Annotated in this window: 13 protein-coding genes; 6 read left to right on the top strand and 7 right to left on the bottom strand. The window is 57.1% G+C overall.

Features of this window, described 5'->3' with window-relative positions; translation table 11 throughout:
- Positions 1-14: 14 nt before the first annotated feature.
- Positions 15-479 (top strand): EF-hand domain-containing protein, encoded by a 465-nt coding sequence (locus AUC45_RS02415; protein ID WP_067597615.1) that lies wholly within the window; start codon positions 15-17, stop codon positions 477-479.
- On the opposite strand, the gene trmFO is transcribed toward AUC45_RS02415, so the two are convergent.
- Complete coding sequence (gene trmFO, locus AUC45_RS02410) at positions 476-1,846, bottom strand: methylenetetrahydrofolate--tRNA-(uracil(54)-C(5))-methyltransferase (FADH(2)-oxidizing) TrmFO (RefSeq protein WP_067597612.1); 1,371 nt, start codon at positions 1,844-1,846, stop codon at positions 476-478. The two genes, AUC45_RS02415 and trmFO, sit on opposite strands and share 4 nt — an antisense overlap.
- A gap of 45 nt (positions 1,847-1,891) precedes the next feature.
- Positions 1,892-4,633 (bottom strand): DNA gyrase subunit A, encoded by a 2,742-nt coding sequence (gyrA, locus tag AUC45_RS02405; RefSeq protein WP_067598944.1) that lies wholly within the window; start codon positions 4,631-4,633, stop codon positions 1,892-1,894.
- Between the two features lie 332 nt (positions 4,634-4,965).
- Here gyrA and AUC45_RS02400 point away from each other — a divergent pair, with 332 nt between their 5' ends.
- The gene (locus AUC45_RS02400) at positions 4,966-6,321 is read left to right on the top strand and encodes a hypothetical protein (protein ID WP_067597610.1); all 1,356 of its coding nucleotides are present in this window, start codon (positions 4,966-4,968) and stop codon (positions 6,319-6,321) included.
- Positions 6,322-6,402: 81 nt separating this feature from the next.
- Here the strand turns inward: AUC45_RS02400 and AUC45_RS02395 are convergent, their stop codons facing one another.
- Both AUC45_RS02395 and AUC45_RS02390 read right to left on the bottom strand, forming a co-directional pair.
- On the bottom strand, positions 6,403-7,131 hold the full coding sequence (locus tag AUC45_RS02395; RefSeq protein WP_067597608.1) for an NYN domain-containing protein: 729 nt from the start codon (positions 7,129-7,131) through the stop codon (positions 6,403-6,405).
- A 40-nt stretch (positions 7,132-7,171) separates the two neighbouring features.
- On the bottom strand, positions 7,172-7,813 hold the full coding sequence (locus AUC45_RS02390) for a carbonic anhydrase (RefSeq protein WP_067597606.1): 642 nt from the start codon (positions 7,811-7,813) through the stop codon (positions 7,172-7,174).
- A 143-nt stretch (positions 7,814-7,956) separates the two neighbouring features.
- On the opposite strand from AUC45_RS02390, the gene lipA reads away from it, so the two are divergent.
- Positions 7,957-8,919, top strand: a complete 963-nt coding sequence (gene lipA, locus AUC45_RS02385; protein ID WP_067598941.1) for a lipoyl synthase — start codon at positions 7,957-7,959, stop codon at positions 8,917-8,919.
- Positions 8,919-9,380 carry a type II toxin-antitoxin system RatA family toxin gene (locus AUC45_RS02380; protein ID WP_067597603.1) on the top strand — a complete coding sequence of 154 codons (462 nt, stop codon included), beginning with the start codon at positions 8,919-8,921 and terminating at the stop codon, positions 9,378-9,380. The genes lipA and AUC45_RS02380 overlap by 1 nt, the downstream gene beginning before the upstream one ends.
- Here the strand turns inward: AUC45_RS02380 and AUC45_RS02375 are convergent.
- Genes AUC45_RS02375 through AUC45_RS02365 form a run of 3 tightly spaced genes read right to left on the bottom strand, consistent with a single transcriptional unit; the run spans position 9,341 to position 11,596 of the window.
- On the bottom strand, positions 9,341-9,853 hold the full coding sequence (locus AUC45_RS02375; RefSeq protein WP_067597600.1) for a CinA family protein: 513 nt from the start codon (positions 9,851-9,853) through the stop codon (positions 9,341-9,343). The two genes, AUC45_RS02380 and AUC45_RS02375, sit on opposite strands and share 40 nt — an antisense overlap.
- 8 nt (positions 9,854-9,861) lie before the next feature.
- On the bottom strand, positions 9,862-10,410 hold the full coding sequence (locus AUC45_RS02370; RefSeq protein ID WP_067597597.1) for a hypothetical protein: 549 nt from the start codon (positions 10,408-10,410) through the stop codon (positions 9,862-9,864).
- A gap of 19 nt (positions 10,411-10,429) precedes the next feature.
- The gene (locus AUC45_RS02365) at positions 10,430-11,596 is read right to left on the bottom strand and encodes a bifunctional 2-C-methyl-D-erythritol 4-phosphate cytidylyltransferase/2-C-methyl-D-erythritol 2,4-cyclodiphosphate synthase (protein WP_067597594.1); all 1,167 of its coding nucleotides are present in this window, start codon (positions 11,594-11,596) and stop codon (positions 10,430-10,432) included.
- A 78-nt stretch (positions 11,597-11,674) separates the two neighbouring features.
- Between AUC45_RS02365 and dusB the strand changes: the two genes are divergently transcribed.
- Entirely contained in the window at positions 11,675-12,691 is a 1,017-nt protein-coding gene (dusB, locus tag AUC45_RS02360) for a tRNA dihydrouridine synthase DusB (protein ID WP_067597591.1), read from the top strand.
- Positions 12,691-13,821: a nitrogen regulation protein NR(II) gene (locus tag AUC45_RS02355; protein ID WP_082700921.1), complete on the top strand. Its 1,131-nt coding sequence runs from the start codon at positions 12,691-12,693 to the stop codon at positions 13,819-13,821. Before dusB ends, AUC45_RS02355 begins: the two co-directional genes overlap by 1 nt.
- Position 13,822: the final 1 nt, after the last annotated feature.

Here is a 13,822-nt window from a genome sequence, read left to right as displayed (position 1 = left end):
GAGGGGAATGCGCCATTCGTCAGGCTGTCTTGGGATTATTTGCAGGCCTGGTCCTTGCCGGAGTGGGTACTTTCTGGTGGCAGGGCCGCGCGCAGGTCGAACAGAATGCGCCGCCTCCGCCGGAACCTGAGGAAGCGGCACCTCTGCCCGAAGAACTGCCAGAAGGCGATCCAGGAGATATGATTGGGCCTGCTCCACCGGAAGCGAGCGAATTGACCCGCGAAGAGCGCCGCTTCTTCCGCTATGATCGCAACCGCGATCGCGAAATCACCCGAAACGAGATGCTCTCGACACGCTCCGATGCGTTTCGAAAGCTGGATGTCGATGGCAATAATCTGCTGACATTTGAGGAATGGGTGGTCACCACCTCAGACCGATTTGCGGAAGCTGATACCAATGGAAACGGCAAGCTGACACCCGCCGAGTTCGCAACCACCGCGCCCAAGCGAAAGCCGAAAAAGCCTTCCTGCAAATGCTAGGCTGGCACTGCCTCGCGTGATTGCGCGATCCATTCGGCCAAATCTGCTTTTGCCCTGTCTGTATAGGCTTGTTTGCGCTGCTTTTTCTTCACTTCATGCAGAGGTGGGAAAAGACCGAAATTGACATTCATGGGTTGGAATGTCTCTGCCTCGGCATCGCCTGTGATATGGCTGAGCAATGCACCCATGGCAGTCGTGGGGGGAAGGGAGCGCCATTCGCGGCCCGCAAGTTCTTCCGCTGCCATCATGCCCGCAACAAGCCCAATGGCTGCGCTTTCGACATAGCCCTCGCATCCGGTCACCTGACCCGCAAAGCGGATATGCGGCGCGGCCTGCAATCGCAGTTGGCGATCAAGGACTTGGGGCGAGTTTAGGAATGTGTTGCGATGGAGTCCGCCAAGCCGGGCAAACTCGGCATTTTCTAAGCCCGGAATTGTGCGGAACAGCTCGATCTGAGCGCCATATTTGAGCTTCGTCTGGAAGCCGACCATGTTCCACAGCGTGCCATGCTTATTATCCTGGCGCAGCTGCACCACGGCATAGGGCCAGCGCCCCTGAGGATGCTCTTCGGTTGTGTCGTACGGATTGTCGAGGCCAACGCCCTTCATCGGACCATAGCGCAGCGTTTCCACTCCGCGTGACGCCATGACTTCAATGGGCATGCAACCATCGAAATAGGGCGTGTCTTTCTCCCACTCCTTGAATTCGGTCTTCTCGCCATCGATAAGGCCTTGATGAAAAGCGAGATATTGCTCCTTTGTCATCGGGCAATTGATGTAATCGCCGTCTTCGTTTGAAGCTTCGGTTGTCTTGTTCCAGCGTGACTGGATCCAGCATTTGGACATGTCAATGCTGTCGCGGTGAACGATGGGGGCGATGGCATCGAAGAAAGCCAAGCGCTCCTCGCCCGTCGCGCTGACAATGCTCTGGGCAAGGCTGGCCGCGGTGAGTGGGCCGGTCGCGACAATGGTAAGCCCTTCGGTCGGCAGGGCATCGACGCGCTCGCGCACGATTTCGATGTTGGGATGGCTTTCAAGCGCCTTTTGCACCTCGGCGGAGAACACGTCCCGGTCTACTGCCATTGCGCTACCAGCGGGTACGCGGGCGATTTCGCCAGCGCGCATCACAATGCTGTCGAGCGCGCGCATTTCGTGGTGGAGGAGGCCCACCGCATTGCTCTCATCATTGTCCGAGCGGAATGAGTTGGAGCACACGAGCTCTGCCAAGCCATAGGTCTGGTGTGCGGGTGTCATTTCTCCACTCCCGCGCATTTCGGACAGGCGCACGCGAACGCCGCGCTGCGCCAATTGCCATGCAGCCTCGGACCCGGCGAGCCCGCCACCGATTATGTGAACATCATGTGCCATAGGGCGAGCTATCTAGGGCGGCAGGCCTGCGCCTGCAATCACTGGTTATTCCGGTGTAGGTTCGTCCGGTGTGTCGTCGGGAGCAGCGGCGCCATCAGCAGCCTCGGCAGTTCCTTCGCCTTGCGCGCCTTCACCTTTTGGTTCAGCAGCTTCCTCATCCTCAGGCTCTTCGATCTTCACCGCGCTCACGATCTGCTCGTCCTTGCCGACTGTGAACAAGCGCACACCAGCGGTCGCTCGGCCCATCACGCGCAGGCTCTCAAGCCCGATGCGGATAAGCTTTGCCTGATCGGTGACGAGCATCAATTGCTCACCCGATTCCACAGGGAAGCTAGCGACAACCGGGCCGTTGCGGGCGATGTTGTCGATATTGGTGATCCCCATACCGCCACGTCCAGCGCGGCGGTATTCGTAGGCGCTGGAAACCTTGCCATAGCCATTGGCGCATACGGTGAGAATGAATTGCTCCTCTTCGGCCATGCGAGCGTGGTCTTCGGAAAGGGCAGGCGCATCATCGTCCGCTTTCCATGGCGCAACCCGCAAGTAAGCATCGCGTTCATCGGGTGTGGCAGAGCCGCCTGCAAGGATAGAAAGCGAGACAACTTCGTCGCCTTTCTCCTTGAATTTCATACCCCTTACACCGGTTGAGGTGCGCGAGGTGAATTCGCGGACGTCTTCGCCGTTAAAGCGGATGGCTTTGCCCATCTTGGTAGCGAGCAACACATCGTCGCCTTCGCCAAGCAGCGCGACGCCGATGAGCTTGTCCTTGCTGTCCTCGTCGAACTTCATGGCGAATTTGCCGTTGGACGGGATATTGGTGAACGCGTCCATCGAGTTGCGCCTGACATTGCCCTGCGCCGTTGCAAACACGACGGAGAGATCGCCCCATTCGGCTTCGTCCTCAGGCAGAGGCAGCACGGTGCGGATTGTTTCGCCATCATCAAGCGATGGCAGCATATTCACAATCGGCCGCCCACGTGTTGCCGGGCCACCTTCTGGCAGTTTCCAGACCTTGAGACGGTAAACCTTGCCAGCCGTAGAGAAGAACAGCACCGGCGTGTGCGTCGATGTGACGAACATTTCGGAGATTGCGTCTTCATCTTTGGTGGACATGCCCGCGCGGCCTTTTCCGCCGCGATGCTGCGCGCGGAAGGTCGAAAGCGGGGTGCGCTTGATGTAGCCATCGAGCGTAACCGTCACGACCATCTCGTCGCGCTCAATCAGGTCCTCATCTTCAAGACCATCCCAGGCAGGCGCGATTTCAGAAACGCGGGGCGTTGCGTAAGTGGCTTTGATCTCTTCAAGCTCTTCGCGCATCACGGCATAGAGCTTCACCCGGTCAGCAAGGATCGAGAGCAATTCCTCAATCTTGGCTGCAAGCTCTTTCAATTCATCGCCAATTTCGTCGCGGCCGAGCGCGGTCAGGCGGTGCAGACGCAGTTCGAGGATGGCTTTCACCTGGCGCTCTGAAAGCTTGTAAGTGCCGCCCGCTTCATCGGCGGAAGGCTCAATCGCTTCAACCAGCCGGATGTATTGCGCGATATCGCCAATCGGCCATTCTTTGGCGAGCAAGGTTGCGCGCGCTTCTGCGGGGTTGGCGGCTCCCCGGATCATAGCCACGACTTCATCGAGGTTCGAGACCGCCACGACGAGGCCGAGCAACAAGTGGGCCCGCTCACGCGCTTTGTTCAGTTCAAACTTCGTTCGGCGAGTGATGACTTCTTCACGGAACTGGATGAAGCTTTGAATGATGTCGCGAAGGGTGAGCGTTTCAGGTCGCCCGCCGCGAATGGCCAGCATGTTGGCCGGGAAGCTCGATTGTGCGGGCGTGTAGCGCCACATCTGGTTGAGCACGACTTCGGGAGAGGCATCACGCTTCAGATCGACGACGACGCGAACGCCCTCGCGAGAGCTCTCATCGCGAATATCGGAAATGCCCTCAATCCGCTTGTCTTTCGCGGCTTCGGCAATCTTCTCGACCAGACCTGATTTGCCGACCTGGAAAGGAATGGAGGTGAGAACGATCGACTGACGATCGCCGCGCTTTTCCTCGATCTCATGTCGGCATCGCATCAGGATTGATCCGCGGCCTGTTGTGTAGGCCGCCTTCGCACCGCTCGCACCAAGGATCAGAGGAGCAGTAGGAAAATCAGGCCCCGGAATATATTCGATCAATTCCTCAGAAGAGATCGCCGGGTTATCCATGAATGCAAAGCACCCATCGATCACTTCGCCAAGGTTATGCGGCGGCACGTTGGTCGCCATGCCGACAGCAATACCGCCAGCGCCGTTGACCAGCAGATTGGGGAAGCGTGCCGGGAGAACTGTCGGCTCTTGCAGTGAGCCGTCATAGTTATCCGCAAAATCAACCGTATCCTTATCGAGATCATCAAGCAGGCTGTTCGCAACCCGCGCCAGACGCGCTTCGGTATAACGCATGGAGGCCGGCGGATCGGGGTCCATCGAGCCGAAGTTCCCCTGGCCATCGACCAGAGGCACTCGCAAAGACCAATCCTGCGTCATCCGCGCCAGAGCATCGTAAATCGCGCTGTCGCCGTGCGGGTGATAGTTGCCCATCACATCGCCGACGATCTTCGCACTTTTGCGATAAGGACGCCCGGCGACAAAGCCGCCTTCCTGGCTGGCGTAAAGAATGCGCCGGTGCACCGGCTTTAACCCATCGCGCACATCGGGAAGAGCGCGGCTCACGATCACGCTCATCGCGTAATCGAGGTAGCTCGTTTTCATTTCATCGACGATGTCGACGCGTTCAAAATCTCCCGGCATTGCGGGGATGGGTGGATCGATTGTGTCGCTGTCGCTCAAAAGGAATCTACTCTAGTCAAAGGACAAATTTCGTGAGCTTCTTTCTTAGTCCTTCGAGGCCGATTTTACCACCAAAGCGGGGTGTTTTTGGGCGGCGTTTTCCACATTTGCCCTGCGCCAAGTTTTACAAGGTGTAACAAGCTTCATCGCCCACCATTCAAAGGCCGTTCAGCCCGGTTTACCTAGGAAGAATTGCAAATATCGAAATGCGCGTCCAAAGACGATAGCAGCACATTGAAAGCCCCGCCGCGAAACGAGCGGGCATAACTAACCATTTAAGGAGGACACCCCGAATGACCATCTCGACTGTGCGCAAGCCGTTTTCAGGTCTGGCACTGGCAATTGCCCTTGCTTCAGGCTCGGCAATTGTTGCGACCGCGCTGATGCCCGCAGAGGCGCATGCGCAGCGCAAGAAGGACAAAAAGAAGAAAGACAGCAAGCCTGAGTATACGAAGGAATTCGTTGAAGCTTACGGCCCCGTTGACGAAGCTCTCAAGGCTGAAGGCGCTGATCCTGTTGCTCTCAAGCCGCAGATCATGGCTCTCGTTCCGCTCGCTGCAACTCCTGATGACAAGAATGCGCTTGGCGGCATGATGTTCAACGCTGCTGTTGGTGCGCAAGATCAGGCAATGCAATTGCAGGGCATGGAATTGATGCTCGAAAGCGGAAAAGTTGAAGCTGAGCGTCTGGGACGTTTCAACTTCATCGCTTATCAGCTCGCCAACGCGCAGAATGATTTCACAAAAGCGCGCACTTACCTGCAGCGCGCGATTGATCTGAACTACACATCTGAAAGCGTGACCGCCGCTGATCTTCAGATCCTGCAGGCTGAAAACTTCTTCTCGGCCGATCAGCATACCGAAGGTCTTGCTTTCCTTGATGACGCGATCAAGGCACGCAAAAGCTCAGGCGCCGAAGTTCCTGACCGTTGGTATCGCCGCGGCATTCAGATCGCTTACAACAACGAGATCAAGCCGCAGGTTTACGACTTTGTGCTCGGCTGGATCGAAGATTATCCGAGCCCAGAAAACTGGAAGGACGCGGTCAACCTCACGCGCAACCTCAATCAGTTTGAGAACCCAGAATTGCTCGACATCTTCCGTTTGAGCCGGAAGGTTGGTGCGCTGACGGATGCGCCCGATTACGACTATTACGTCGAAGCGGCTGATGCTCGCCGTCTGCCCAAAGAGGTGAAGGACGTGATCGAAGCTGGCTTTGCGGCTGGCGATGTCTCGCGTGACAATTCCTACCTCAGCGAGTCGCTCGAAGTCGCCAATGGACGCATCGCGAGCGACCGGGCTGATCTGCCTGCTCTCGAATCCGATGCACGCAGTGCCAGTGCGCAATTGCGGACCGTGACCGCGGCTGCAAGCGCGTTCCTGAGCTATGGCGAATATGGCAAGGCGATTGAGTTCTACACCAAAGCGCTCGGCATGCCGGGTGTTGAAACGGGTGAAGCTCTGACACGGCTTGGCATTGCGCAGGCTGGTGCCGGTGATTTCGCCGCTGCCCGCGAGACCTTCGCAAAGGTTGATGGGAAGCGCGCACCGATTGCAAAGCTCTGGATGGCCTACACCGAAGCACAAAGCCCTGCCGCCGCCGCAGAAGCGCCAAGCGAGGCAGCAACGGATGAAATGACAGGCGGCTGAACTCATATCCGCTGAGAAAAAGGAAAGGCGCTGCGGGTATAGGCTCGCAGCGCCTTTTTCATTGAGCGATCCGTCGTTCGCTTAGCGGAGGCGTCTGACGTAGATCTGGTTGCCCGCGCGACGGTCGAGTGAGAAATTGTCCAGCGTTTCAAACAGTTCGCTCAGTGACTTGAAGCCATAATTGCGCACGTCGAAGCTGGAACGGTTGCCCGCGATCTGGCCAACTTGCTGGAGCCGGGCATAGCCTTTCTCATCGCGTTTCGCTTCGGAATAGGCACCCGTGATCAATTCCATCAGATCATCGTCAACCGCACCCTTGGGCGATGATTTTGCATCTTTCGGCTTCGTGCCGCGATCCTCGGCGTAATTGCTGATGAGCTTCTTGATATCGATAAAGCGCGTGCACACCGCCTGATACGCCTGCGGTGTCTTCTTCTCGCCGAAGCCATAGACCAGCAGCCCATCCTGCCTCAGCCGCGTCACAAGCGGGGTAAAATCGCTGTCCGATGTCATCAAGCCGAAGCCATCGACCTTGCCCTGATAGAGGAGATCCATCGCATCAATTGTCATCGCCATATCTGTGGCGTTCTTGCCCTTTGATACGTCGAATTGTTGCTGGGGGCGGATGCCGAACTTGTTAGTGATCGTATCCCAGCGCGACAGGTTGTTCTTTGCGAAATTGCCATAGGCGCGCCGGATATTGACTTGCCCCAGCTCCGCCATGACGGTGAGCACAGGGTCAATCCCGTCGGGCGTCGTGTTGTCTGCATCGATGAGCAGGGCGATATTTTTAAGGTGGGTTTCTGACATGGCCCGTCACATGGGAGCAAAGGCGGGAGAGGGCAAGCTGCTAATCCTCCGGAAGGAACTCGCCGGTTTCCTCGTCGAGTGAGTAAAGCACGCCTTCCTTGATCGAGAAATGCGCCCCTCGCAGCTTGATTGTGCCAGCATCTTCCTTGGCCTTGATCCACGGGAAAGTGCGAAGGTTTGCAAGGCTTTGCCGGATCGCGGCAAATTCCATAGCCAGTTCAGCTTTGCGCCCCTCTGTCCCATGCTTTCGCGCAACGGGTTCGCGGGCATCGTCGAGCAGCTTGATCCATCCGGCGACAAACCCTCCATCGCCCGGCTCATGATCGGCAAGGCTTTGATCGAGAGCCGCCTTGCACCCGCCGCACCGACCGTGCCCCATGACAAGGATCTGCGCGACTTCCAAAACCTGCACCGCGTATTCGACGGCTGCTGACACCCCGTGTTTGCCCGGCGTCGTCTCATAAGGCGGGACGAGCGCCGCGACATTGCGCACGACGAATATCTCGCCCGGATCGACATCGAAGATCTGAGCGGGATCAACGCGGCTGTCCGAGCATCCGATCACCAGCAGTTTGGGATGCTGACCTTCAGCGATCGATTCATCGAATCGCTCTTTCTGGCGCGGATAGGTTTCCTCGCGAAACCGACGATAACCTTTCAGCAATTCCGCAAATTCTGGCATTCGATTGATCCCTCCCGCATTTCGCTAAGCATAGGCTGGGGCAGGGGGGCAAGACCGGTAATGCGCTTCTCGCACTGAAACTTGCCGATTTTGCGAGTTTGACAGCGCTTGCGACCTGCGCGCGCACTGCCTAAATGGTCGCCATGAACGATCTCGCAAACACGCCCAAACCCGGCAATGAAACTGGCGAAGAACGGCCCAAGCGTCAGCGCAAGCCGGATTGGATCCGTGTTCGCGCTCCGGTGAGCGAGGGATATAACGAGACGCGCCGGTTAATGCGCGAGCTCAATCTCAACACGGTGTGCGAAGAAGCAGCATGCCCCAATATCGGTGAATGCTGGACGCAAAAGCATGCGACCGTGATGATCCTGGGCGATGTCTGCACGCGTGCCTGCGCGTTCTGCAATGTGAAAACCGGAATGCCGCGCGCGGTTGATCCGATGGAGCCTGAGAATACGGCGATTGCAGCCGCCAAAATGGGCCTCAAACACATCGTCATCACCAGCGTTGACCGCGATGATCTGCCCGATGGCGGTGCCTCTCAATTTGTCAAAGTGATCGAAGCGCTGCGCCGCAACACGCCCGACACGACGATCGAAATTCTCACTCCCGATTTCCGCGGCAAGATGCGCCCCGCTGTCGAAGCGATCTGCGAGGCAGGACCCGACGTCTACAATCACAACCTTGAAACAGTACCCCGGCTTTACCCCACCATCCGCCCCGGCGCGCGTTATTACGCGTCGCTGCGTCTGCTGGAGGAAGTGAAGTCACACAATCCTCTGATTTTCACCAAATCAGGAATAATGCTTGGCCTTGGGGAAGAGCGTTTGGAAGTTCATCAGGTAATGGACGATATGCGCAGCGCCGAAGTCGATTTCATCACCTTGGGCCAATATCTCCAACCGACGCCGAAACATGCAAAGGTTGAAGAGTTCGTGACGCCTAAGGCCTTTGACGCTTTTGGTTCGATTGCCCGCGCCAAAGGGTTCCTGCAGGTCGCGTCCAGCCCGCTCACCCGTTCAAGCTATCACGCTGGTGATGATTTTGCCGTGATGCGCGCCGCTCGCGAAGAAAAGCTGCGCAAAAAGGACCGGCTGAGCGTCTGATGCCATCAATCCACGAAACTCGCGCTCTACCTTACAGCGCTGAACAGATGTTCGATCTGGTCGCCGATGTGGGGCGTTACGGGCAGTTTCTGCCCTGGGTTGTGGCAACGCGGGTTCGGTCGAATTCCGAAACCGAAATGGTTGCGGACATGGTTGTCGGCTTTAAAGGCATCCGTGAGAGCTTTTCCTCGCGCGTTTCCAAAACCCGACCCAACGAAATTGCGGTTCATTATGTCGATGGGCCTTTGAGCGATCTCGACAATGTGTGGAAGTTTCGCGAGCTTGGCCCCAACGATTGCGAAATCGATTTCTGCGTCGACTTCACGTTCAAAAGCCGGATTTTTGAACGTCTAGCGGGCCAGTATATCGACCGCGCTTTCCGCAAAATGGTCGCGGCATTCGAACAGCGCGCGTTTGAGCTTTACGGCAACAACAATTCGAGCGCGCAAATCGTCGCCTGATGCCGAATGCGGGCACGGCCATCTGGGCCATCGCCGCCGTCAAAATGCTTCAGTTCACCTTCGGGTTCGCCATCCTGATTGCGAAAGGCGCGTGCGAACACGACCGTCCCCACTGGCTTTAGCTGGGTCCCGCCACCGGGACCGGCCACTCCGCTGATTGCAACGGCTACATCGGCCTTGGATCGCTCCAAAGCACCTGTTGCCATGGCCCAGACGCACGCGATGGAAACTGCGCCGAATGTTTCGATAATGTCCTGACTGACACCGAGCGATTCCATCTTGGCTTCGTTCGAATAAGTCACGAAACCGCGATCAAGCACGGCGGATGATCCCGCGATTTCAGTGATTGCGCCAGCGACGAGGCCGCCCGTGCAGCTTTCCGCGGTGGCGACCATCCGGCCTGCCTCACGGTTTTCAGCAACGACGCGAGCAGCCAGTTCTGCAATATCAGCGGGCAGGATAGAATTGGACATTGTGCGTTTCAGTTGCTGCAAATCTGTGGGTCTTTGACGCCCGACATTTCCAGAATGAAGGTTACGAGCATGGAGGTGTTTTCAACCGGCAGAGGGGCCAGCAAGCCCAAACCGCGCTCAATATCACCACAGGTATCCGTTTTGATTTCGGAAGCGATCATCTGCTGGATAATTCCGTCAAAGAACGGGCGCACTTGTTCTTCTGGCATTTGATCAATGAGACCGACAATGTCGGCTTCGTTGCCATTGCCTTCCTCGCCCTCTTTCTCTGCTCTCTTGGCCATAAATTGTTTGCCGAGCTTGTAAGCGCCGGGCCAGGCGGCATCCTGTTTTGCGCGAAAGCGATCAGCGAACGCGTCGCCATCTGATTTCATAAAGCCGTCCGCTTGATACTGCGCATCACACGTTTGCATCGCGGCATCGAACGCAAGCGGAACGACATAGGTCACCATGTCGGTCACATCTGCGGGTGCCACACAGCTTTGTTGGGCTTGTGCTGCTTGCGCGGTGCCCAGTGCTGCGAGCGCAAGAGCTGGAGCGATGAGGGTTCGTTTCATGTTCGTGTCTCCTTAAGGCTCAGCCGCGTTGAAGCGATACAATCGCTTGCGCTGCGATACCTTCGCCGCGGCCGGTAAAGCCGAGCTTTTCAGTGGTGGTTGCTTTTATACTGATAGCGTCTTCTTGAAGGCCCGTAATCCGAGCTACCTCGGCGCGCATGGCAGGCCGGTGAGGGCCGATCTTGGGCGCTTCGCAGATAATGGTGAGGTCGATATTTCCGATTACGTACCCGGCCTCTCGCGCGAGTTTCACTGCGTGTTCAAGGAATTGGGCAGAACGCGCGCCTTTCCATTGCGGATCGCTTGGCGGGAAATGCGTGCCGATATCGCCATCGCCAATTCCGCCCAACACGGCATCGGTGATCGAGTGGAGCGCCACGTCGGCATCGGAATGTCCAGCCAGCCCGTGTGTGTGATCGAGCTTGATCCCGCACAGCCACAACTCTTCACCCTCGGCGAGCTTGTGCACGTCGTAGCCCTGGCCAACGCGGAAGGCGGGAAGGGCGGGGAGAGTGGTTTGATCCATCAAATCTTCTGCAAAAGTGATCTTCTTCAGTCGCTCATCACCCTGGACAAGCGCAACTGAACCATTGCTTGCCATCAACACCTGCGCATCATCGCCAGCATTGGGCGCTCCCTGCCAATCGCGGTGCGCGGCGAGAATTTCGGCAAATCGGAAGGCTTGTGGGGTCTGAACACGGCGCAATGCCTCTCGCTCAGCCTTGCCTGCCATTGTGTCATTATCGCTTGCAACAGCGAGACTATCGACCACGGGCAAGGTTGGAATGGCTCCGGGATGGTTCTCCAGTGCCTCGACCAATCGCCTTACGACTTCGATAGGCAGATCAGGCCGAGCGGCATCGTGAATGAGAACCCGCTCTGGTGATGAAGAGGCCAACGCTTCAAGTCCGCCAAGCACCGATCCCTGTCTGGTGATATCGCCCTGAGTATACGTGATGTTGGGAAGACCGGCTAAGGCATGTTCAGCAAAACTCTGTGCGTCTTCAGCGACAACGACAACCAGAGGGCTGGCCCCAGCTTCGAGCAAGGTTTCAACCGAGTGCCTGATCAATGGCTTGCCGCGAAATTCGCGGAATTGCTTGGGGGTTTCGCCTCCAACCCGCAACCCTTTGCCGGCGGCCACGACAATTGCAGCGAATGAAGGGAGGGGCGTGTCAGCAGGCATGTGGGTAGCGCGCTTAGGGTCTGGACGGGATTTGCGCAATCCACTAAGGCGCTGCTTAATATTTAGGCAATTCCTCTCATGACCACTATTCCTACACCGCCGGCGCTAAAGCCGATCCAGGTTGGCCCTGTGACCATCAACGATCCCGTCATCCTCGCCCCGATGACAGGCGTTACTGACATGCCTTTCCGCACGCTCGTTCGCCGGTTCGGATCTGGTCTTAACGTCACAGAAATGATCGCCAGCGAAGCCGCGATCCGCGAAACGCGCCAATCTGTTCAGAAGGCAGAGTGGGACAAAACCGAAGAGCCCGTCTCCATGCAACTCGTCGGCTGCGACCCGGAAAGCATGGCCGAGGCAGCCAAGCTGCAAGAGGGCAATGGCGCGGCGATCATCGACATCAACTTCGGCTGCCCGGTGCGCAAGGTGGTTGGCCAGTTTGCAGGCTCGGCTCTGATGCGCGAAGTGCCGCTTGCAACCAAGCTTATCGAGGCGACAGTCAATGCCGTGAATGTGCCGGTCACTGTCAAAATGCGCATGGGCTGGGACCACCAAAGCCTAAACGCGCCCGAAATGGCCCGTATTGCCGAAGATCTTGGCGTCAAGATGATTACCGTCCACGGCCGCACGCGAAACCAGATGTATAAAGGCAGCGCGGATTGGAGCTTTGTCCGCAAGGTCAAAGAGGCAGTATCGATCCCGGTGATTGTGAATGGCGATATCTGCACGATTGACGACGCAGCAGAAGCGCTTGAGCAATCCGGCGCAGACGGCCTGATGATCGGACGCGGCGCCTACGGTAAACCCTGGCTGCTTGGTCAGGTAATGCATTGGTGGCGCACGGGTGAGAGCATCGCGACACCGAGTTTCGATGCGCAATACGCGACGCTGATAGAGCATTACGAACGCATGCTCGACCATTACGGCCGCAATGTCGGGACCAAGATCGCGCGCAAGCATTTGGGCTGGTACACCAAGGGAATGCATGGTTCGGCGGAATTTCGCAACAAAGCCAATTTCATCGATGATCCCGATGTGGTTCTGGGCGAAATCGCGCGCTTTTATGAGCCTTTCCTCAAGCGCCGGGCGGCGTGATGGGCGCAGCAGGATCGGGTGCAGTGGAGGACGAAACGTCCTCGAAAGCCGAAATTGCGGCGAGTAATCCGGATCCGGGCGATCAAATTGCCGGGCTGATATTCGCGGTTATTCTAGTCGACGCCGAAGGGCGCATTGCTGAGGCCAACCAATCCGCAGAAAACATGCTCGGCAAAAGCGAACGGCGTTTGATTGGCGAGCCGATAGTGAAAGTACTCGGTATTTCTGATGCCCGGGTTCTTAATCGCCTCGAAGACACCGAAGCGGCACTTGTCGCGCGCGATTTAGCAATCGTCGTTTATGGGAAAGAGGTCAGCGTAAATCTCACTGTATCACCGCTTCCAAACCACAAGGGTTGGCGCGTCGTGGCAATGTCCGAATTGGGACATGAGGATACGGCGTATGAGGACAACACTGACACGTCCATTGCTGCTCCCTCCATCCTTGCGCATGAGATCAAAAACCCTCTTGCGGCAATCAGAGGAGCTGGGCAGCTGGTTGCTCGCAAACTTGCGCACAAAGACAAACCCCTCGCCCGGATGATCACGGATGAAGTGGATCGGATTGCTCGCCTCATTGACCGGATGCAGCAATTGGGTAGTTCGCAATCAGACCCGCCGGCACCCTGCAACCTCCACGAAGCGGTGCGCTCTGCTCTTGCCATTACGAAGGCATCGGGAAGTGTCCCTGTCGAAATCTCGGAAGAGTTCGATCCATCATTGCCGCCCGTATTCGCGAACCGCGATGCATTGGAGCAGGTGCTTATCAATCTGATTTCGAACGCGCGTGATGCTGCCATTGCCAATCACCACGATGGCGATCCCGCGCGTGTGATTGTGCAAACAAGATTTGTAAGTGGGCTTGCTTTTAGTGCGATGCGATTAGGCAGGGCTGTGCGGCTGCCGATAGAAATTACGGTAAGCGACAACGGCGCCGGAATTGATCCTTCAATGCGTGATCACGTATTTGAGCCATTCGTTTCGTCAAAACAATCGGGGCAGGGGCTGGGACTTGCTCTCGTGCGCAAACTGGTGCGCGATATGAATGGGAGCATAAGCCATGAACGCGACGCGCGTGCAGGTCTAACCCATTTCCGGCTTCACCTGCCGCAAGCACCGCGCAAAGGGTAAA

Origin of the sequence: Erythrobacter sp. YT30 (genome assembly GCF_001542875.1) — a bacterium.
Classification (GTDB): domain Bacteria; phylum Pseudomonadota; class Alphaproteobacteria; order Sphingomonadales; family Sphingomonadaceae; genus Erythrobacter.
This window is presented reverse-complemented; position numbering and strand designations above follow the sequence as displayed.

Coding starts and splice junctions, on each gene's coding strand:
- AUC45_RS02355 (WP_082700921.1), top strand. CDS start 12,691: ATGGGCGCAGCAGGATCGGGTGCAGTGGAGGACGAAACGTCCTCGAAA.
- dusB (WP_067597591.1), top strand. CDS start 11,675: ATGACCACTATTCCTACACCGCCGGCGCTAAAGCCGATCCAGGTTGGC.
- AUC45_RS02395 (WP_067597608.1), bottom strand. CDS start 7,131: ATGTCAGAAACCCACCTTAAAAATATCGCCCTGCTCATCGATGCAGAC.
- lipA (WP_067598941.1), top strand. CDS start 7,957: ATGAACGATCTCGCAAACACGCCCAAACCCGGCAATGAAACTGGCGAA.
- AUC45_RS02375 (WP_067597600.1), bottom strand. CDS start 9,853: ATGTCCAATTCTATCCTGCCCGCTGATATTGCAGAACTGGCTGCTCGC.
- AUC45_RS02390 (WP_067597606.1), bottom strand. CDS start 7,813: ATGCCAGAATTTGCGGAATTGCTGAAAGGTTATCGTCGGTTTCGCGAG.
- gyrA (WP_067598944.1), bottom strand. CDS start 4,633: ATGCCGGGAGATTTTGAACGCGTCGACATCGTCGATGAAATGAAAACG.
- AUC45_RS02365 (WP_067597594.1), bottom strand. CDS start 11,596: ATGCCTGCTGACACGCCCCTCCCTTCATTCGCTGCAATTGTCGTGGCC.
- trmFO (WP_067597612.1), bottom strand. CDS start 1,846: ATGGCACATGATGTTCACATAATCGGTGGCGGGCTCGCCGGGTCCGAG.
- AUC45_RS02380 (WP_067597603.1), top strand. CDS start 8,919: ATGCCATCAATCCACGAAACTCGCGCTCTACCTTACAGCGCTGAACAG.
- AUC45_RS02400 (WP_067597610.1), top strand. CDS start 4,966: ATGACCATCTCGACTGTGCGCAAGCCGTTTTCAGGTCTGGCACTGGCA.
- AUC45_RS02370 (WP_067597597.1), bottom strand. CDS start 10,410: ATGAAACGAACCCTCATCGCTCCAGCTCTTGCGCTCGCAGCACTGGGC.